Raw genomic sequence first — 18,695 nt, 5'->3', positions numbered from 1 at the left:
TATTTCATGCAATCTGAATTCGATGATTCATTTTCAGTGAATCAATCTCAGGACGGCAATTTGTTTACCCAAATAGCCCAAACCTATTTACCCTTTTGGCCCGTTTTTGTAATTACCCTTTTCTTAAGTGGGGTAGGAACCTTCTTTTACCTGCGATATACCATTCCGGTTTATCAGGTCAATGCCAAATTACTCGTGAAAGATGATAAGAACGGGGCGGGTGCTGCACAGATGTTGGACGCCTTTGATATTTTCGGAGATAAAAAGGTCGTGGATAACGAAATTGAAATCATTCAGTCCAGTCCTTTGATGGATCAAGTAGTTCGTGACTTAAATCTATATACGACACAAATCCATCAGGGGAACGTGATGGATAATGAATTATATGGGCGAAATGCACCGTTAAAAATCACGGCTCTACACAAGGATTCCGTAGAACAAGTTCGTGAGGCGATTCCTGTGGAGATTAGTTTTGCCGAAAAGCGCTTTAGTATCCGGGGTAAATCTTATCCCTTGGGTTCCTTTGTTCGGATTAATGGCCAGCGGTTTTTGGTGGAAAAGAATCCCAATTTTATTCTACCTCGAAATGCACCTAATCCTTTTCCGATTTTACTGGAAACACATTCGGTTGGGCAAGTTTCCAATTCTTTGCTTGCTTCCTTGAAAGCGGAGGCGAGTACAAAAAAATCAACGGTTATCTACTTGAGTATGGAAACTACCGTTCCTGCCAAAGGACGGGATGTGTTGAACCAGCTGTTTAAGGTGTATGATGAATTTGCGATTGAGGATAAGAATTTAGTGGCTAAAAATACCTTGCGATTTGTGGAGGGTAGATTAGGCATTGTCTCCAACGAGTTAGAACAGGTAGAAGAAAACATCAAGGATTACAAGACCCGTGAGGGAATCGTGAATATAAGTGAGCAAGGAAAATTATTTCTGGAGTCGGTCAAAGAAAATGACCAACGAATTTCAGAGATCGGAATACAGTTGTCGGTCTTAGCCGATATCGAATCCTATGTGACGGCCAAAAAACCAAGTACTGCGGTCGTCCCTTCTCTGATGGGAATTAACGATGCAACCTTGGTTCAGCTCTTGACTAAATTGTATGAGACTGAATTACAATTGTCACGTGTCTCGAAGGTAACCGGTGGACAGTCTGATTTGCAGGAACAATTGCGCGATGAAATTGCGGCGTTGAAGCCCTCGATTTTAGAGAATTTAGGAAATATCCGGAAGAACTTGGTGACTGCTCAAAATAATTTACAAGGGAAGTTGAAGGAAAGTAATTCGATGCTCGGCGAAATCCCATCCAAGGAAAAGGCTTTGGTGGAGATCAGTCGGCAACAGGTAATTAAGAACACCATTTATACCTTTCTTCTCCAAAAGCGAGAGGAATCCGCCCTGTCATCCGCATCGGCCATAGCGGACAGTCGGGTAGTGGAACCCGCCGTGGTATCCGAATCTCCGATTAAACCCAAGCGAAACATTATTTACTTGATTGGATTGGCGATTGGATTGGGATTGGGTGTCTTGTATGTCTTATTTAAGGAGACGTATAACCCGAAGGTCTTGTTCCGCTCTGATATCGAACGACGTGTTCAGGCTCCGATACTAGGGGAGCTGGCACAAGGGGAAGCGGATCAACACATCGTAGTGAAGCATGGACAGCGGACAATCTTGGCGGAGCAGTTTCGGATGTTACGGACCAACTTGGCTTATTTGGGTTTGAATCAGCCCAAAGGCAATGTCATTCAGGTGACCTCATCGATTTCGGGGGAGGGGAAATCCTTTGTGTCAGGAAATTTAGCGGCTACGATAGCGTTGACAGGTCGCTCGGTTTTGATCATGGAGTTGGACTTACGTAAACCCAAGGTGCGACAATATTTTGGGTTGGCGAAGGGAGTCGGAGTAACGGATTATTTAATTGATTTGACCACAGAAGATGAGATTGTTCAAGAGGTTCCAAATGTGGAAAATCTTTACTTGGTTTCTGCGGGTTCGATTCCGCCGAACCCGACGGAATTATTGGGTGGAGAGGCCTTTCAGCAATTGATGGAACGATTGAAAGAACGTTTTGATTACATCGTGATGGACACCGCACCGATCTCCTTGGTGACGGATTCGCAGGTACTAGCCCATCATGCCCAGGCAACCCTTTATGTATTGCGTCATAATTACACGACCAAAAATTATTTGGATTTCATTCAACAGCTCTTTGTAGCGAAGAAATTCAATCAGTTGAACCTAGTCTACAATGGACTCAAGCCGCGTGGAGTGAAGATGTATGGGAAGGGGTATGGATATGGATACGGTTACGGCTATGGATACGGTTACAGCTATGGATATGGATACGGTTATGGATATTATGCAGAAGACAAAAGTGCCAAACGTACCTTATGGTCAAAGATAAGTCGATCCAAAAAATCGTAGTATGGATATTGTAAATGTATTGTTGTCTGGGGGAGTCGGTAGTCGCTTATGGCCATTATCGAGAAAATCTTGTCCCAAACAGTATTTGCCAATTTTTGAAGGCAAGTCCTTATTTGAACTTTCCGTTGAACGCAATGAGCCTATTGCCAGTCACACAATCATCGTAGGTAATGCGTCAACGATGCATCTTGCCAAGCAATTCATTAAGTCAAAATCAAAGAAAAACGTACGATTTATTACGGAGTCAACGCCAAGAAATACGGCCGCAGCGATTTGTTTGGCCTGTTTGGATTTAGCGCCGACCGATATTGTTTTGGTATGCCCATCGGATCACATGATTGGAGATTCGAAAGCTTATTTACAAGCTATACACAAGGCTTATCAATTGGCGTGCAAGGAATATATTGTGACCATTGGTATTGCTCCAAATAATCCTGAAACGGGATATGGATATATTCAATACAAAGGCAATGATGTCATGGCATTTCGAGAAAAGCCAAGTTTGGAAAATGCCACGCATTACCTTGAATCTGGCGATTATTTATGGAATTCAGGTATATTTTGTTTTCAGGCGGGTCTATTTTTAACGGAGTTAGCTAACTATGAGCCAGAAATTTTTACCAAAACAAAGCAAGCATGGGCAGCCCAAGAAGAGGGTTTTGTACCTGTGGAGTATATGGATCAAATACCAGCAAAAAGTGTTGATTATGCTGTTATGGAAAAGAGTCAACGCTTGAAAGTTGTTGCGGCAGAAATGCTCTGGTCAGATTTAGGGTCTTTTGACTCCATGTGGGATTATCAAGAAAAAAATCAGCCAGCGGAAAATGTAGATAATTCAAATTTTGTGATTACCAAATCCCCTAAACATATTGAATTGATTGGTGTTGAAAATCTTATTGTCGTGGAGACTGCGGATGCCATCTTAGTTGTTCCTAGGTACCAGAGTCAAGCGGTTAAAGTGGTTTATGAACGACTAGAGCATAAAAAATCAACCTTAATAGATTAGCTTATTTTTGAATAAGATGAAAATGTATAAATTAATATAAAATATCATGGGAAAAAATATAACTGCAATTGTCCCTGTACGTGCAGGAAGTAGAAGATTAAAAAATAAAAACATTTCTCCTTTCGCGGGAGTGAATTTACTATTATTTAAACTAAACCAGTTGAAAAAAGTTAACGAAATAAACAAAATTATAGTTTCCTCCGATTCTGATAAAATGTTAAATTTTGCGAAGGATATGGGGGTTGGGACTCACAAAAGAGATATTGAATATTGTGATGAAGAAACTAGATCTTTTGGAGAAGTGGTAAAGCATATTGCAGAATCGGTTGAAGGTGATCACATTTTATGGGCACCATGCACGTCACCATTAGTATTTCCGAAAATTTACAAAAATGCAATTAATAAGTATTTTGAAATTCTTAATGAAGGTAAATTTGATTCATTGATTTCCGTTGAACCATTTAGGAGGTATATGTGGAATGAAATTGGACCATTAAATTATGAATTAGGATTAAATCACGTGCCTTCACAACAATTACCAAAATATTATTTTGTAAGTGACGGAGTACTTCTTGCTCCGAGGAAGAAGATGATCGAGTGGTCATATTTTCATGGACCTAATCCTTATAAGTTCGAACTTGATAAAAGAGCCTCTATAGACATTGACGATAGATTAGATCTTGAAGTGGCTAAAGCATGGTTAGATCTTGATGAAGCCGTTTATGACGAAGATCCATATTTTTTATAGCTAGATTTAGATTTGATCATTTGAGTACTTTTCGTTTTTATTACCCAAAAGTCGAGTAAATCGTCTGTGAAAATTATAAATACACAATAATTAGAGCACATTGTAATGTAGATATTTTAGAAAATTAGATTTAGAGTAAAGAGGCAAAATAAAATTATTATTTAGTTAAATGAGGTTTATTTTTAATTAGGAATTCAAGAGGCTATTTTTTTACTTTAAAATATAGTTTGAATTAAAAATTAGTAAATCTCGTGTCTCGTTAGAATTGAATAACATTTAAATGATATTGGTGTTTGCATTGGTATTTAAATATTTTCATCTAAAAAGTAAAATTGATATTTAAAATATCCATCAACTATAAACAAGATAATATAATTGAAATCCAACTCAAAAATCATTGCGAAAAATACCTTTTATTTATATATAAGGATGCTATTTAATATGGTAGTTTCCTTGTATACTTCTCGAGTTGTCTTGCAAACTCTAGGTGTTGAAGATTTTGGTATTTATAATTTAGTTGGCGGATTTGTAATTATTTTAATTTTTTTAAATGGCCCAATGTCAATGACTACAAATCGTTTTTTTCATGTAGAGAAAGCGTCTGGAATTATTGAGAATATTAATAGGACCTTCAATGTATGTCTTTCGATTCAAATTATAATCTCGCTGCTAGTTATTTTTATTGCTGAAACTGTTGGATTATGGATTTTGAATTATACACTAAATATACCTGCAGATCGAATGTTAGCTGCAAATTTTGTTTTTCAGTTATCTGTAATTACAGCTGTTTTTGATGTATTAAGGGTTCCATATAACGCTATGATTATTGCAAATGAGAGAATGACATATTTTGCGTTTTTGGGTATTTTTGAAACAATCGCAAAGTTAAGTATCGTATATTTTCTTCTAGCGTTTCCCGATAGTGACAAATTGATGTTCTACAGTTTATTACTAATGTTAGTAAACATTATTACCAATATTTTTTATTACAGATATTGTAGAATAAATTTTCGGGTAGAAACCACTATAAAAAGGTACAAGGATACTATTCGTTTGATGGAATTGACATCTTTTTCTAGTTGGATGCTTTTGAGTCAGCTTACTGCGTTAGGGGCTAATCAAGGGCTAAATATGATGATGAATATTTTTAATGGAGTGATAATAAATGCTGCATTGGGTATTGCGACTCAAGTGAATGGAGCAATTTATTCTTTTGTGGGAAATTTTCAGATGGCATTTTCTCCACGAATAATTCAAAGCTATGCATCAGGCGAATTTGAAATAAGCAAGAAAATTGTCTTAAGTACTTCTAAATATTCTTTTTTTTTGTTGGTTATAGTCTCTCTACCATTTCTGATTTTCACCAAATCAATTTTAATTCTTTGGATAGGAGATGAACTACCTAACTATATAGAAAGTTTTGTACAAATTATTCTTTTTTGTTCATTTTTAGATGCTTTAGCTGGCCCCTTTGCTATTTCAGCTCAAGCGATAAATAAAATTAGGGAATACAGTATTCCACTTGCATTGTTTAATTTATTAACTCTTCCAATAGCATATGTATTATTAAAAATGGGTTGTAATCCTACAATTGCATTTGTATTGAAGTTTTTTATTTCTTTTTTAATACAGATATTTAGATATTATTTTATAAACAAGTATTTGCATTTTCAAAGGCAACAGTTAAACGATTATTTTTTAAGAGTAGTAATCGTTTTTGCATTTATAATCCTTACGATACTTTTTCGAAAAGAAGATCAGGCTACTTTTTTTCAAATAATTTATAGTTCAATCATAATTGAAGTTTTATTTTTTGTTATTATTTTATCTACAGGATTAAATAAGGAAGAGCGAATCTTAATGAGATATTTTTTAGTAAATAAATTTAATCATTATGTCAGATGTTAAGTAACACATATTTAAATGCTTGAATTCAAACATGTTTAAAAGTGTAATTATTTATTGTAAAAAAAAAAGTGATTCTTTAAAAATTAAAGTATTAGCGCTTTTATATAATAGGTCAACAGTAGAAAATTTCAGATTCTCCGATTACAAAAACAAAACTATAGCAATAGTTGGTCCTGCAGCAACCGCATTGGAGAAAAAAAATGGAAGTTATATTGATAGTTTTGATATTGTAATTAGAATTAATCGTAGCATAGACAGATATATTGAACAAGCTGCTTTTTTAGGGAATAAAACAGACGTCCTATTTAGTGGTTTAGATGAAGATCCTTTAAACGGATGTGGAGAAATTAAACCAGTTGAATGGATTCAAAAAGGTGTAAAAAAAGTTGTTTTCCCGTTGTATGGCAGAAATTTTAATGGCGTTCTTAATAAATTCATTGCTAACAGTAAAGGAGAATTAAAAATTAGTTGCATAGATAAATTTATGTATGCTGAAATTTTAAAAGATCTCGGGGGCTATCGACCAACCACAGGATTTGCTGCTCTCTATCTAATGTCAAGAGCTGAATATAAACAATTATATATAACCGGCTTTACTTTTTATAGAACACCGTATCAAGATGAATATAAAATTGTTGATAGTATTGAAGATTTTAAGAATATTATCGATAAAAATAAAATCCATAATACTGAATATGAATATGAATGGTTCAAAAAAAAATATATTACATCTCCTAATATGATGATAGATGATGGGTTGAAAAAAATTTTATTTTGATTATAAGGCAATGTCTAAGATAGCACATGAGATGGACAATGATGTTCAGGTAAATATTGAGTTTAATCTGTTTAATTTAAAATATGATCATACTTTATAGTTTATTCGCGTTTCTAATCTTAGTCTTGTTAAATGACTTTAAGAAGGGTGTTTTATTATATGCTCCATGTAAATTGTTTTTTAATTCCAATGTACATTTAGTAAAGAATCCCGACTTGTCCTTCGATTTGGCAGTTTGTTTTGTTATAATTTTACTATACCTAGTCAACTATAAACAAAGATGGGAAAAAGAATACTTTCCCTTAGAAAAAACTTTTTGGTTATATAGTTCACTTTATATTTTAAATTGTTTTCTACCTGTAATTGTAGTTGGTAATATCCCTAGGGTTATAATTAGTATTATTTTATTTAGTTATGTTTATTTTTTATGTATCCAGGACAAGAGAGATTTAAAGTTTGCAATAAAATCATATTTAGTTTTTTCTCTGATATTGTGTGGTAACGGTTTGATTGAGTTGTTTTTCAGTGTAAATCCACTTGATGAATATATACAGTCTATTGCAATTAAAAATGTGGCATTTTTCTCTGAGAATGATCTTTCAAGATTTATTGAAGGCAAACGAATACGTTCATTTATACCCCATGCAATAAGTTACGGTGTCGTATGTGTAGCTTTTATTTACATGATATTATATTTTTTACTTATCAAATCGAAAGTATTGCGACTAAATCTTTTAGTATTTTCTTCAGTAGTTTTGCTGCTTTCTGGAGTTTTGACCTGTGGCTCCAGAACACCAATAATTGGTTTAATTCCATTGGTCTTTTTTTACAATGAAATAATTCAAGTTTTAAGGAAGAATTTTCTATCGGTTGTGTGCGGAATAATATGTATATCATATTTTGTTTTTGATTATATATTATTCTCAATTCAGAGTCTAATCAATCCTATATTCGCAGAACAAGCAGGAGGTTCTGACTCAGAACTTAGGATGACCCAGTTGGAAACTACTATTTATTATTTCTCGCTTTCTCCAATCCTAGGAAATGGACAAATGTTTGACATGTCAAAGGTTGGTAGTAAAGAAATAGGAGGAGCAGAGTCAGTTTGGTTCCCTCTTTTAGCGCAGTCTGGCATAATTGGATTTTTAGCATATATTTCAATTTATATAGGATTGTTTAGCGTAACGATGAGATTAAAATACAAATGGATGATTATAGGCTTCGTTTTATCTTGGCTATTAATGCGTACAGCAACTAGCCTTGTTGGAGTAGGAGATTCGATACTGTTTTCGATATTTTTTTTGATGTATAAACATGAGAAACTATTGGCAATTAATCCAGTTTTAAATAAAAAATATGCCTAGAATAACTATCATTGTTCCAGTTTATATGGTAGAAAATTATATTCAAAAATGTTTAGAAAGTATTTTTGAACAACAAGTTGAATTATCCTTTTTTGAAGTGCTAGTTGTTAATGATGGAACTAATGATAATTCAATGCAAATAGTCCATAAGTTTGCCGAAAAATATAGTAACCTTTTGGTGATTGAACAAGAAAATCAAGGACTTAGTGTGGCTCGCAATTCTGGTTTAGATAGAGCTAAAGGTGAGTATATTTGGTTTGTTGATAGTGACGATACTATTTTGCCCGATGCTTTAAGTTACATTGCTTCTGAGATAAATCAAAACGACAAAATTGATGTTTTTGCCACAGTTTTACAAACTTGTAGAGAAGATAACGGAAAAATGGATTTGGAATATAAGCCAAATCTAAGTGTTACGTCAGGAAAAGATTATATGTTTAAAAATAATAATGCTAATTGCGCAGCTTGTCCAAGATATATTTTTAAAAAAAAATTTTTGATTGAAAATGAGCTCAGATTTATGCCAGGTGTATTCCATGAAGATGGAGAGTTCTGCTTTCGTATGCTTTACTTGGCAGATTCCCTTTTAATATTGCCAAGGCCTATATATTGTTATCTTCTAAGGTCAAGCGGTTCTATTACTAGCTCAAGAACCATGAAAATGAATTATGACTTAATAAGAATATATGAAGCACTTGAAAAGTTTGCCGCCCAAAATCAAAATAGTAGTGACTATTGGCTTTTTAAAGCTAAGATATTTACTTGCTTGAAAGATACTATTTGCTTTTCTCGAAATGAGATTTTTACTAATGATTTTTCTGAATTTTATGATCAGAATAAAAAATTGATTACCAATAAGGCTAGAGAGATTGCGCTAAGGCCCAATCAAGTAGGTTGTATGAATTTTTTTATGGGAATGCAGTATTGGATTATTCCAAAGTTGGAAATTCAAATAAAGAGTTTTTTGAAAAATAAAATTTATAAAAAAATATAAGAATTATTAATTCAAAATGATTTTTTTCTGTTTAAATAAGTGATATTTCAAGGATTTTTTAAAAATAGACTGGTTATCACATTCTTGTTTTTGATATGATAGAAGAATATTTACAAAATTAAATTGAATATAAAATTTTTGTCCTTGATAGAGGTTTATAAATTTAGCTCTTGAAGCAGGATTTACAATTATTAAAGTTTAATGAAAATTCTTAAATAAAATAGAAATAAATATTTAATTATACTTTATAGAAGATTCAACTTTCAATTTAGGAGTTTTTGAAATTGAGAATTTAAATCAGGTAAATGTAGAAGACAATGTGTTATACTGCTTCAAGTGCATTGTTTTAAAAGTTAAAATAAAAGTTGCCTTTTCTGTAATTTGATAAAATCGTATCGTTTCAAAAAGTACCCCCGCCGATTCTATCTCCGCCGTTAATTTAACTTAAATTATTTATTACAAATAATTAATGAAAATCTTATATTTCGGAGGAGGTTTAGGGAACCAGATTTTCGAATATTTCTTTTACAAATATTTGTCTGAGAAGTATCCAAATGAAATTATTTATGGTGTCTATCCTCAATTTAAATTTAGTGAACATGTATCTGGATTAGAAGTTGATAGAGTTTTTGATCTAAAACTTCCTCCAACTTCGTGGTTAGTTAAAATTATTATTGTCATCTTATTTGTTTATAAAAAAATTTCCCCAAATAATCGTTTTGTAAGTTTGAATCCTTGTGAACCAAAATTAAATGCTTTTGTATTTAATGCTTTTAAAACGGATAAATCTTATTACGAAAATAATGCAAAATTGATACGTTTTCGAAAGTTTGAGCTTGGATCAGAAAATGAATCTATAGTAAATAAAATGCATTCATCAAACTCTGTTTCTATACATATCAGACGTGGGGATTTCTTATCACCGCAATACTTTGAAAAATTAGGAGATATAGCAACAAAATATTACTATGATAATGCAATTGAGTATATTATAAATAAAATTAATGATCCCATTTTTTTTGTTTTTTCAGATGATATTGATTGGGTTAAATTGAACTTAGAAATAGAGAATGCTATCTATATAACATGGAATACTGATAAAAACAGTTATAAAGACATGTACTTAATGACTCAATGCAAGGCTAATATAATTGCCAATAGCACTTTTAGTTATTGGGGAGCTTATTTGAATGAAAATAATCCAATTGTTTGTTTCCCTAAAGAATGGATTCGTTATGAAGACTATCCGAATATTTTTAAAGATTCTTGGATTGGTCTACCTTCAAAATAAACATTTTATCTTGAATTAACATTTAGGATTATAACTCTCATTAAGGTCTCTACATGAAATTATCTCTATGCGCATCCTTTTTTTGATGAAAAACTATACAATAGGTGGAGTAGAGGTAGTAAGTCAAACTCTTGCGAATAAGTTTATTGTTGAGGGGCATGAGGTTTCTTTTGTTGCATTTGAAAAACCTCCTGAATTGCTTAAAAAAGATTTAAATAAGGAGATTCAAGTTCACATTTTAGATTCACCATTATATTCAAAATACAATATTTATAAATTAAATGATATTATTGTTTATAATAGTATTGATATAATTATAAACCAATGGGGGCTACCCTATGGACCAACGTGGCTTGCACATAAAGCAATAAAAGGTACACCTGTCAAGTACATTTCTGTTCATCACAATGTTCCCAATAAAAATAATAGACTTGTAAAAGTTGAAAATGACATTGCCACTTCAAGTGGTTTTTATAAACATTTTTTAAAAATAAAAAAAAAAGGAATTCATTTTATTACTGCTAAAAGCATGCATTATGTCTATTGCAGAAGTGATGCCTATATTTTACTTTCACAGAGTTTTATTCCCATTTTTAAGAGATTCATCAATTTAAATGATTGTAATAAACTAGAAGTAATCGCAAATCCTATAACGATTGATGTTAAGAACTTTGTATATAATGAATCGGATAAACGAAGAGAAGTAATTTATGTTGGACGCTTAGACTTTAATCAAAAAAGAGTTTGTAGGATAATAGAAATATGGAGCTTAATTGAATTGCAGTTTCCTGACTGGAAACTAACTTTGATTGGTGATGGCCCTGAAAAATCAAATCTTATAAATCAAATCAATGCTTTGGGATTGAGGAATGTTGCTCTTAAAGGATTCCAGAATCCAAAGGAGTATTACAAGCGAGCCTCTATTCTTCTTCTTACATCAGAATATGAGGGCTTCCCTTTAGTAATTGCAGAATGTATGCATTTTGGTGTTGTTCCTATTGTTTATGGAAGCTATCCGGCCGTGTATGATATAATAAAATCAGAGGTTGATGGAATTGTAGTGAGTCCTGATGAGAACGGTTTTAATGTAAATTTGATGGCTCAAAATTTGGAAAAAGTAATGAAAAATAAAAGTCTATTACATAATATGGCTAAAAATGCTATTAAAACTAGCAATAGATTTTCTTTAGATAAAATTTATAATATTTGGTTGAACCTATTTGAAAAGGTATTTAGTCAAAAATAATAAAATGAAAACCAAAATTTTGCTTCAATTAAAGTTTTTAGTTGTACAATTTTTGAATTCAACTATTAACTTATTTCCTGTTTCATTAAGGTCATTTTATTTAAAATTATTTGGCATAAAAGTATATAGACATTCCAGTATACATCGTAATGTTAAGTTTTTCCATATAGGTAATTTTAAAATGGGGAAAAATTCAACTGTTAATTTTGGTTGTTATTTAGACAATAGAAGAGGTATATCCATCGGGAATAATGTAGGAATAGCGCATGATACCAAAATTTATACTTTAGGACATGACTTAAATGATCCACATTTTAAAACAAAAGGAGCTTCTGTATCTATTGAAGACAATGTATTTATTTTTTCTAATTGCTTGATTATGCCAGGTATTACAATACATGAGGGCGCGATTATTTTAGCTGGAAGTGTTGTAACCAAAGATGTTTTTCCATATACCATTGTTGGAGGAAACCCTGCTAAGTATATAAAAGAGAGATCAACTGATATTAAATATTCATTGGATTATAATTATTGGTTTGCATTATAATTACTTATTTAATGGATAAAGTTCAATTATTCAACATAAAGATTTGTTCTATTACGTTAAATGACTTATTACACCAACTAAAAAAGGGAGTATTAATTACCCCCAACGTCGATCATTTGGTAAAACTTCAAAAAGATTACGATTTTTCATGCTGCTATCAAGCCGCTGAGTGGGTAGTTTGTGATAGTCAAATAGTAAATCTTGCGGCTAGATTTCTAGGAAAAGGATTTAAAGAAGTTATACCAGGTTCTTCATTTTTACCTGCTTTTTACACCTATCATAAATCAAATAAAAACATCAGTATTTTTTTATTAGGCTCAGCACCGGGTATTGGAGAAGTTGCGATGAAGAACATTAATAAAAAAGTGGGTTGGGAAATAGTTATTGGGGCTCATTCCCCTTCATACGGGTTTGAAAAGAATGAGAAAGAATGTACTTATATTATAGATATTATTAATAAATCTGGTGCCAATGTTTTAGTTGTTGGTGTTGGTGCTCCTAAGCAAGAAAAGTGGATTATGAAATACAAATCTGAAATGTCAAATATTAATATATTTATGGCATTAGGCGCTACGATTGACTTTGAAGCTGGTAATATAAAAAGAGCTCCCAAAATAGTACAGAAATTATATTTAGAATGGCTTTACAGATTGTTGAGTGAGCCAAGACGTTTGTGGAAGCGTTATTTAATTGATGATTTTCCTTTTTTTTTCTTAGTAGCAAAGCAAAAGCTGGGTTTATATAAAAATCCTTTTTAATGAAAAATATAATATTGGTGAAATTCAATAACCTTTATCTATTCAACTTAGCTAATTGAATTGCTTCCATTTATATACAGTTAACCAAATTGAAATTCTTGTAAATAGGTTCAAAGAGATCTTGAATTCCATTTACCCTTTCTACTTTTTTGGGGTTTATAATAAGCATAATTTATTTATGCGACTTTTTAATTGTAAATGTGTTACATGGTTATTTACTCTTTGTAGTATTAGTTCTAGGAATCCGATTAGTTCATGTATAATGAAGTATTCAAGTTTCAATATTAGGAGTTATTGGCAATTCACAATAATCGACGCGAAGGTGAAAGGGGGGAGCTATACATGAATACTTTTATCTCGTTTCGAAAGAACCTAATCGCTTATGGAAACGCTACTTGCTTACGAATTCACGCTTTATTGCCTTGTTTCTGAAGTCCTTCTTAACAGGAATCCATTAAATTGAATAGACATGTTTTCTTGGTTTAAAAAACAGACCCTTCAAGCCGCGGCTCCTTGGGGATTGCGAGTTGACATACACAACCACGTCCTACCGAGCATCGATGATGGTGCTGCAGATCTGGATCAAAGTCAGTTCCTGCTACAAGGCTTAAATTCCTTGGGTTTCCAGGAGGTCATTGCCACACCTCACATCGCGGCGGGCATTTATCTGAATACCCAAGAAACGATTTCAGATGCCTATTCACAGGTGACAAAAGCTCCTTGGGCGGAAAACCAATTGATCAAAGGATTTGCGGCGGAATACATGATGGACGATTATTTTGACCGACAAATTACCAAGGGCTTGATTTGTTTGCCCAATCCTGGACAGAAGAAATATGTGTTGGTCGAGCTGCCTTACATGGATCTCCCGCTGCATTGGCATGATTCCATCTTCGCGATGCGGAAGGCTGGCTATTTGCCCATTTTGGCTCATCCGGAACGCTATGCCTACATCAAACCGGGTGTTATGTTGGAGCGTTTTCGTGGGACGGGTTTATATTTTCAATTGAATTTGCTCTCTCTCAGTGGCTATTATGGCAAAGAGGTAGCGAAACTTGCGCATTTCTATTTACGAGAGGGTTTGTATGATTTTGCAGGCTCGGATGCGCATCATGCGAATCACATTCGTGGTTTGCAAGCCATGGCGGCGGATCCAGTACTTTCCAAATTGATCGCGGAATATCCATTTCAAAATAATACAGTTTTTGCTTCGGCAAATCATGAAGGCTAATCAACGTTTTTTAGGCAGTATTTTACTTCTTTTGGCAGATTTAGGCTGTTTTGCCTTGACGTATCAGTTGGTCGATTATTTCCAACGAATTTATCCGCAGCCAGGCCTACGCTTTTTAGATCACCACAATATCTGGATCAATGGAAGTATTTGGGTTTGTGTTGCTATTTATTTAGGTGTTTATCGGTCGTACATGCAGTATACTTTGGATGTACTTTTGCGTCAAACCTGGCGTGCTATTCTTATTCAACAGTTCATTGTTGCCTGTATTTTGAAAATGAATACGGGACATTTTTTCTTTGAAGAGGTGATATTTATAAAAATCGGACTCCTTCTTTTTTTCTTGTTTTTTGTCCGATTGCTCCTGATTCGAATCGACTATTACATTGAAAACAAGGCGAATCATTTTAATCGCATCGGGATTTTTGGAATGAGTTTGGAGGCAATACAGTTGGCCTCAAAATTTGAAATGCAATACCACGGCCAAAAATTTGCCGGGATCATTGAACAGGATAAGGTATTGAGCCATTCAGATTTAGAATTGCCAGTATACATACAGGTATTGCGTGCGATTGATTATGCCTACGAGACCAATATTCGTGAATTATTTATTTGCGTACCCTCGCATTACATTCACGATTTAAATTACATCTTTCATGAGGCAGAGAAGAAATTTGTCAGGCTGCACATCGTTCCCTCTGCACGAGATTCCCGTCAGTGGCGCTATCCCATCCATCGAGAGAAGGATTTTCGATTTATTTCGCATCGAAAGAATCCATTGGATAATATGGTAAACCGACTGATCAAACGAGGCTTTGATGTCCTATTTAGTCTGTTGGTTATCGTCCTTGTTTTGTCCTGGCTATACCCCATATTAGCGATTTTGATCCGCTGGCAGAGCCCGGGCCCCGTGATTTTCAAACAGAAAAGAACCGGCCGAGGTAACCAGGTATTCTGGTGCTACAAGTTTCGTAGTATGCGGGTCAATACAGACAGTGATCGCCGACAAGCTGTGAAGGATGATCAGCGCCTCACGCCAATCGGTTCATTTATTCGTAAGACGAGTTTGGATGAATTTCCTCAGTTTATCAATGTCCTCTTGGGGGATATGAGTATTGTCGGGCCTCGGCCGCATATGATTTACCATTCGACAACCTATCAAAAACTCGTAGAGGGTTTTACATTTCGCCACTTTGTTAAACCAGGGATTACGGGTTTGGCTCAAATAAGTGGGTTAAGAGGAGAAGTTAACGGTGTAGAAATCTTACAATCACGAATTCACAAGGATACCGAATATATTGAAAATTGGGACCTTGTCTATGATTTGAAAATCTGTTTTCTGACGATTTATTTCCTCATCGTGGGGGATGAAAATGCCTATTAAATAATTTATTGATTCATTATGATGTTCATTTATTTTGCCTCGGGTCTCTTGGCCGGCTTCTCGTTTACGGCCTTTTTATTAATCAAGGAATTGTACACACTCAATAAACGCAATCAGGTACAAGCCAATCAAATTATGCGTTTGGAGCAACTGAATCAATTATTAAGTTCACAGATTTCGGAGGAGCTTAGCCAAAAAAATCCTTCCAAAACGACCCTAGAATTATGATGTTATTGGTCTGGTTACACTGTTTGGTGCTGGGTATGGATACCACCGCACACATTGAACTAGAAGCGAAAGTTCTAGCATCTGATTCGAAGCAAACACCCTTTTGGATGCGAAGCTTGAAATACGGTTCTGTACCGATGGAAAACCCGGGTATAGGGTTGGGCGTCAAAATGTTTCGGAATTATCAACTGCAAAAAAAATACGATTGGAAATATGGCTTGGAGCTGAACGCTTGGGGTGGCCAACAAAATACGGTCATGTTGACGGAGGCCTTTGTTAGTGGGCGACGCGGGAATTGGGAGTTATGGGCCGGAAGAAAAAAGGAAGTCTATGGCCTGGGCGATACAACGCTTAGCTCAGGATTTTATGCCTGGTCTGGGAATGCCATTCCCATACCCAAGGTTCAATTTGGTACCCCTGGCTACATAAATATATTTCATAAATGGATAGGCCTAAGTATGACTTATTCTCATGGCTGGTTTGACAACACGGGCCCCCTAGAAAATGTCATGTTACATCAGAAGAGTTTATATGGGCGAATTGGTCGGCCAGATTCCCGTATTAATTTATTTGGAGGACTTAATCACCAGGTACAATGGGGAGGCAATCGGATTGTTCCACTTACAACAAAACGCGCGATTAATGTATATCCAAGTAGTTTAAATGCCTATTTCTATGTTGTGACGGTGTTGAAAAATCGGAATTGGGTTGAGGTGGACCCCAATACAAGTTCTGATGATACTGAAAATCAGTATGGGAATCATTTAGGCTCGATCGATTTAGCGGCCCGATATCGTACTTCTTGGGGGCATATTTTAGTCTATAAGCAAACCGCTTATGAACAAGGGGCTGTTTTTAATTTGACGCCGGCGGATGATGGATTAACGGGGCTATCAGTTCGGGTGAATGGTAATCATTTAATTGAAGGGGTATTAGTGGAACACCTTTACACGGGTAATCAGGGATTATATCGTTCATGGATTGCCAAATTCTTTAATACCATTGATTCCCATTATGGAGAAAGAATTGAGTACATGTATAATGCAGCAAGATCGACAGGATGGTGGTACAAGGATGATGAAATGGGTACTCCCTTAATCATGCGCGATTCAAAGACAATGCAAGGTGGGACTAAATTTACTTATAATGCGGTAAATACGCTTTATCTAGGAATTCGTGGACATATAAATGAAGATACGGATTGGCTATTGCGTGCCTCACATGCTAGTGCCACGCATTTACGTCCATCCAGAACTCCTGTTCCAACTTTTCGTCAGCGCTCCTACAGTTTACGCGTAAACCACAGGAGGAGTGAGGCAATTAACTATGGATTTGAGTTTGCCTATGACCAAGGAGACCAGCTGGAAGGTAGTGTCGGATTGTTAGTTAGTCTAAAATATATCATCAATTAAACTAAGGTATGAGTTACAGCAAAATTGCTTATTTGGGAAAGTTTAGTCAGTATTCAAAATCGGAATTGATATTGAAATTAGAAGGATATAAATATCAGGTAATCAGTCAAAATGAAAATAGTGAGGTGCTTCGATTTGAAGGGGAGCAAACGATCATTGACTTACGATTCGATTTATCCGGAAAATTTATTGAAATGGTCGCAGAAATTTGGCAGGATGTGCCTATGACTTACCATAAATATAAGTAAAGAGAGTAGTAGAATTCTGATTGTCTAAACCCACCTGAATTTTTCGGGTGGATTTTTATATGTTATAACTAATTTGAAAGAATGGCATGTATTCTTATCTGTATTTTTGGGTGTAATAAACTTAAGTCTATTCAGTAGACATCGAAGGTATTATAGAACTAGGATTGTCTAAACCCTCTTCGATTTTCGAAGAGGGTTTTTTAAGATGAAGCAAAAAGTATTTCTCATTTGTGGTCGCGAAAATCTTTCGGCAGATGTTGATTTTCTACTGAATTTTATTTCTTTTTTGAATGAAAAAGGTTTTCAAGTTATCCATGAAATTGAATTCAATGGATTGGGTGATCAGAGTCAACATATACCCCAATCAAGTCTTGGAAAAATTCTGAATTTAGGGATTAATCATAGCAAAAGAATCCTAATCACACGCTTTCAGCGATTCATTACTCCGTTTACCATTTACGTGCGAGCCAAAAGAATAATCCAACGTTTAAACAAAATGAATCCAGAGAATCATGAAGTGTATATCGTGGGAAGATCTGCAGGCGCCATTGTGGCCACCTATGTCGCTCAGAAAATACCCATAAAAGCCATTTTCGCTATCGGATATCCATTTATTCATCCGATTTATGGGGAGCAACGTTTTCGGTTTAGGCATTTGGCTCAGTTTCAAACGCCTATGTATATCTTTCAAGGTGTCTCAGACGAATACGGTAGTGGCCCTCAAATCATGCAAATTCCCATGTCTGAGAAGATTCATGTTGATTATTTTGAAACCAACCACGATTTTAGGTTATCCGTCTCAGACTGGCTCGTATTTACTTCCCGCATTGAAAAATATACCATTTAGCTGCTAACTTTCCCAATCGCACAACTCACATAGGATTTAGCCTCCTTGAAAAGGGTGTTATTCCCTTTCTCCGGATAACCCATGCTGTCCATTTTCTTGATGTAACTAGCTCGGTCTAAATGTTCTCCCTGGATAAGAATTTTTTCCTCTTCGAGCGTGATTTCGACCGACTTGACCCCTTTGAATTCCAATAAGGCCTTTTTGATGCCGCTCATGCAGCCACCACATTTGATGTTTTCAACGAAAATTTCGAGCGTTTCCATGGTGTTCTTTGA

Annotated in this window: 18 protein-coding genes; 17 read left to right on the top strand and 1 reads right to left on the bottom strand. The window is 34.7% G+C overall.

Features of this window, described 5'->3' with window-relative positions; genetic code table 11:
- The first annotated feature begins 6 nt into the window (after positions 1-6).
- The 17 genes from ACMH5P_RS04795 (at position 7) to ACMH5P_RS04715 (ending at position 18,420) form a co-directional block, all read left to right on the top strand.
- Complete coding sequence (locus ACMH5P_RS04795; protein ID WP_459493192.1) at positions 7-2,430, top strand: GumC family protein; 2,424 nt, start codon at positions 7-9, stop codon at positions 2,428-2,430.
- Between the two features lies 1 nt (position 2,431).
- Positions 2,432-3,436: a mannose-1-phosphate guanylyltransferase gene (locus tag ACMH5P_RS04790; RefSeq protein ID WP_459493191.1), complete on the top strand. Its 1,005-nt coding sequence runs from the start codon at positions 2,432-2,434 to the stop codon at positions 3,434-3,436.
- Between the two features lie 46 nt (positions 3,437-3,482).
- A complete protein-coding gene (locus ACMH5P_RS04785) occupies positions 3,483-4,184 on the top strand; it encodes an acylneuraminate cytidylyltransferase family protein (protein ID WP_459493190.1) in 702 nt (233 codons plus the stop codon).
- Between the two features lie 441 nt (positions 4,185-4,625).
- Positions 4,626-6,092: an MATE family efflux transporter gene (locus tag ACMH5P_RS04780; RefSeq protein ID WP_459493189.1), complete on the top strand. Its 1,467-nt coding sequence runs from the start codon at positions 4,626-4,628 to the stop codon at positions 6,090-6,092.
- A 31-nt stretch (positions 6,093-6,123) separates the two neighbouring features.
- Positions 6,124-6,870, top strand: coding sequence for a glycosyltransferase family 29 protein (locus tag ACMH5P_RS04775; RefSeq protein WP_459493188.1), 747 nt, complete (start codon positions 6,124-6,126; stop codon positions 6,868-6,870).
- Between the two features lie 215 nt (positions 6,871-7,085).
- The gene (locus ACMH5P_RS04770; protein ID WP_459493187.1) at positions 7,086-8,234 is read left to right on the top strand and encodes an O-antigen ligase family protein; all 1,149 of its coding nucleotides are present in this window, start codon (positions 7,086-7,088) and stop codon (positions 8,232-8,234) included.
- Positions 8,227-9,228: a glycosyltransferase gene (locus ACMH5P_RS04765; protein ID WP_459493186.1), complete on the top strand. Its 1,002-nt coding sequence runs from the start codon at positions 8,227-8,229 to the stop codon at positions 9,226-9,228. Before ACMH5P_RS04770 ends, ACMH5P_RS04765 begins: the two co-directional genes overlap by 8 nt.
- Positions 9,229-9,697: 469 nt before the next feature.
- The gene (locus tag ACMH5P_RS04760) at positions 9,698-10,519 is read left to right on the top strand and encodes an alpha-1,2-fucosyltransferase (RefSeq protein ID WP_459493184.1); all 822 of its coding nucleotides are present in this window, start codon (positions 9,698-9,700) and stop codon (positions 10,517-10,519) included.
- 85 nt (positions 10,520-10,604) lie between these two features.
- The gene (locus ACMH5P_RS04755) at positions 10,605-11,765 is read left to right on the top strand and encodes a glycosyltransferase (RefSeq protein ID WP_459493183.1); all 1,161 of its coding nucleotides are present in this window, start codon (positions 10,605-10,607) and stop codon (positions 11,763-11,765) included.
- A 4-nt stretch (positions 11,766-11,769) separates the two neighbouring features.
- Positions 11,770-12,312: an acyltransferase gene (locus ACMH5P_RS04750; RefSeq protein ID WP_459493182.1), complete on the top strand. Its 543-nt coding sequence runs from the start codon at positions 11,770-11,772 to the stop codon at positions 12,310-12,312.
- 11 nt (positions 12,313-12,323) lie between these two features.
- Positions 12,324-13,070 (top strand): WecB/TagA/CpsF family glycosyltransferase, encoded by a 747-nt coding sequence (locus ACMH5P_RS04745; RefSeq protein WP_459493181.1) that lies wholly within the window; start codon positions 12,324-12,326, stop codon positions 13,068-13,070.
- A gap of 469 nt (positions 13,071-13,539) precedes the next feature.
- Positions 13,540-14,301, top strand: coding sequence for a tyrosine-protein phosphatase (locus ACMH5P_RS04740; protein WP_459493180.1), 762 nt, complete (start codon positions 13,540-13,542; stop codon positions 14,299-14,301).
- The gene (locus tag ACMH5P_RS04735) at positions 14,291-15,685 is read left to right on the top strand and encodes an exopolysaccharide biosynthesis polyprenyl glycosylphosphotransferase (protein ID WP_459493179.1); all 1,395 of its coding nucleotides are present in this window, start codon (positions 14,291-14,293) and stop codon (positions 15,683-15,685) included. Before ACMH5P_RS04740 ends, ACMH5P_RS04735 begins: the two co-directional genes overlap by 11 nt.
- Positions 15,686-15,703: 18 nt before the next feature.
- On the top strand, positions 15,704-15,913 hold the full coding sequence (locus ACMH5P_RS04730) for a hypothetical protein (RefSeq protein WP_459493178.1): 210 nt from the start codon (positions 15,704-15,706) through the stop codon (positions 15,911-15,913).
- The gene (locus tag ACMH5P_RS04725) at positions 15,910-17,325 is read left to right on the top strand and encodes a capsule assembly Wzi family protein (protein ID WP_459493177.1); all 1,416 of its coding nucleotides are present in this window, start codon (positions 15,910-15,912) and stop codon (positions 17,323-17,325) included. The genes ACMH5P_RS04730 and ACMH5P_RS04725 overlap by 4 nt, the downstream gene beginning before the upstream one ends.
- A gap of 8 nt (positions 17,326-17,333) precedes the next feature.
- Positions 17,334-17,573 (top strand): hypothetical protein, encoded by a 240-nt coding sequence (locus ACMH5P_RS04720; protein WP_459493175.1) that lies wholly within the window; start codon positions 17,334-17,336, stop codon positions 17,571-17,573.
- Positions 17,574-17,778: 205 nt separating this feature from the next.
- Positions 17,779-18,420 (top strand): alpha/beta family hydrolase, encoded by a 642-nt coding sequence (locus ACMH5P_RS04715; protein WP_459493174.1) that lies wholly within the window; start codon positions 17,779-17,781, stop codon positions 18,418-18,420.
- Here ACMH5P_RS04715 and ACMH5P_RS04710 read toward each other — a convergent pair.
- The gene (locus tag ACMH5P_RS04710; protein ID WP_459493173.1) at positions 18,417-18,683 is read right to left on the bottom strand and encodes a heavy-metal-associated domain-containing protein; all 267 of its coding nucleotides are present in this window, start codon (positions 18,681-18,683) and stop codon (positions 18,417-18,419) included. The genes ACMH5P_RS04715 and ACMH5P_RS04710 overlap by 4 nt on opposite strands.
- Positions 18,684-18,695: the final 12 nt, after the last annotated feature.

It is taken from the genome of Aquirufa sp. 5-AUSEE-100C1 (assembly GCF_054558655.1).
This window is presented reverse-complemented; position numbering and strand designations above follow the sequence as displayed.

Excerpts from the sequence above, each read along its gene's own strand:
- ACMH5P_RS04795 (WP_459493192.1), top strand. The coding sequence starts at position 7 with ATGCAATCTGAATTCGATGATTCATTTTCAGTGAATCAATCTCAGGAC.
- ACMH5P_RS04790 (WP_459493191.1), top strand. The coding sequence starts at position 2,432 with ATGGATATTGTAAATGTATTGTTGTCTGGGGGAGTCGGTAGTCGCTTA.
- ACMH5P_RS04785 (WP_459493190.1), top strand. The coding sequence starts at position 3,483 with ATGGGAAAAAATATAACTGCAATTGTCCCTGTACGTGCAGGAAGTAGA.
- ACMH5P_RS04780 (WP_459493189.1), top strand. The coding sequence starts at position 4,626 with ATGGTAGTTTCCTTGTATACTTCTCGAGTTGTCTTGCAAACTCTAGGT.
- ACMH5P_RS04775 (WP_459493188.1), top strand. The coding sequence starts at position 6,124 with ATGTTTAAAAGTGTAATTATTTATTGTAAAAAAAAAAGTGATTCTTTA.
- ACMH5P_RS04765 (WP_459493186.1), top strand. The coding sequence starts at position 8,227 with ATGCCTAGAATAACTATCATTGTTCCAGTTTATATGGTAGAAAATTAT.
- ACMH5P_RS04760 (WP_459493184.1), top strand. The coding sequence starts at position 9,698 with ATGAAAATCTTATATTTCGGAGGAGGTTTAGGGAACCAGATTTTCGAA.
- ACMH5P_RS04755 (WP_459493183.1), top strand. The coding sequence starts at position 10,605 with ATGAAAAACTATACAATAGGTGGAGTAGAGGTAGTAAGTCAAACTCTT.
- ACMH5P_RS04750 (WP_459493182.1), top strand. The coding sequence starts at position 11,770 with ATGAAAACCAAAATTTTGCTTCAATTAAAGTTTTTAGTTGTACAATTT.
- ACMH5P_RS04745 (WP_459493181.1), top strand. The coding sequence starts at position 12,324 with ATGGATAAAGTTCAATTATTCAACATAAAGATTTGTTCTATTACGTTA.
- ACMH5P_RS04740 (WP_459493180.1), top strand. The coding sequence starts at position 13,540 with ATGTTTTCTTGGTTTAAAAAACAGACCCTTCAAGCCGCGGCTCCTTGG.
- ACMH5P_RS04735 (WP_459493179.1), top strand. The coding sequence starts at position 14,291 with ATGAAGGCTAATCAACGTTTTTTAGGCAGTATTTTACTTCTTTTGGCA.
- ACMH5P_RS04730 (WP_459493178.1), top strand. The coding sequence starts at position 15,704 with ATGATGTTCATTTATTTTGCCTCGGGTCTCTTGGCCGGCTTCTCGTTT.
- ACMH5P_RS04725 (WP_459493177.1), top strand. The coding sequence starts at position 15,910 with ATGATGTTATTGGTCTGGTTACACTGTTTGGTGCTGGGTATGGATACC.
- ACMH5P_RS04720 (WP_459493175.1), top strand. The coding sequence starts at position 17,334 with ATGAGTTACAGCAAAATTGCTTATTTGGGAAAGTTTAGTCAGTATTCA.
- ACMH5P_RS04715 (WP_459493174.1), top strand. The coding sequence starts at position 17,779 with ATGAAGCAAAAAGTATTTCTCATTTGTGGTCGCGAAAATCTTTCGGCA.
- ACMH5P_RS04710 (WP_459493173.1), bottom strand. The coding sequence starts at position 18,683 with ATGGAAACGCTCGAAATTTTCGTTGAAAACATCAAATGTGGTGGCTGC.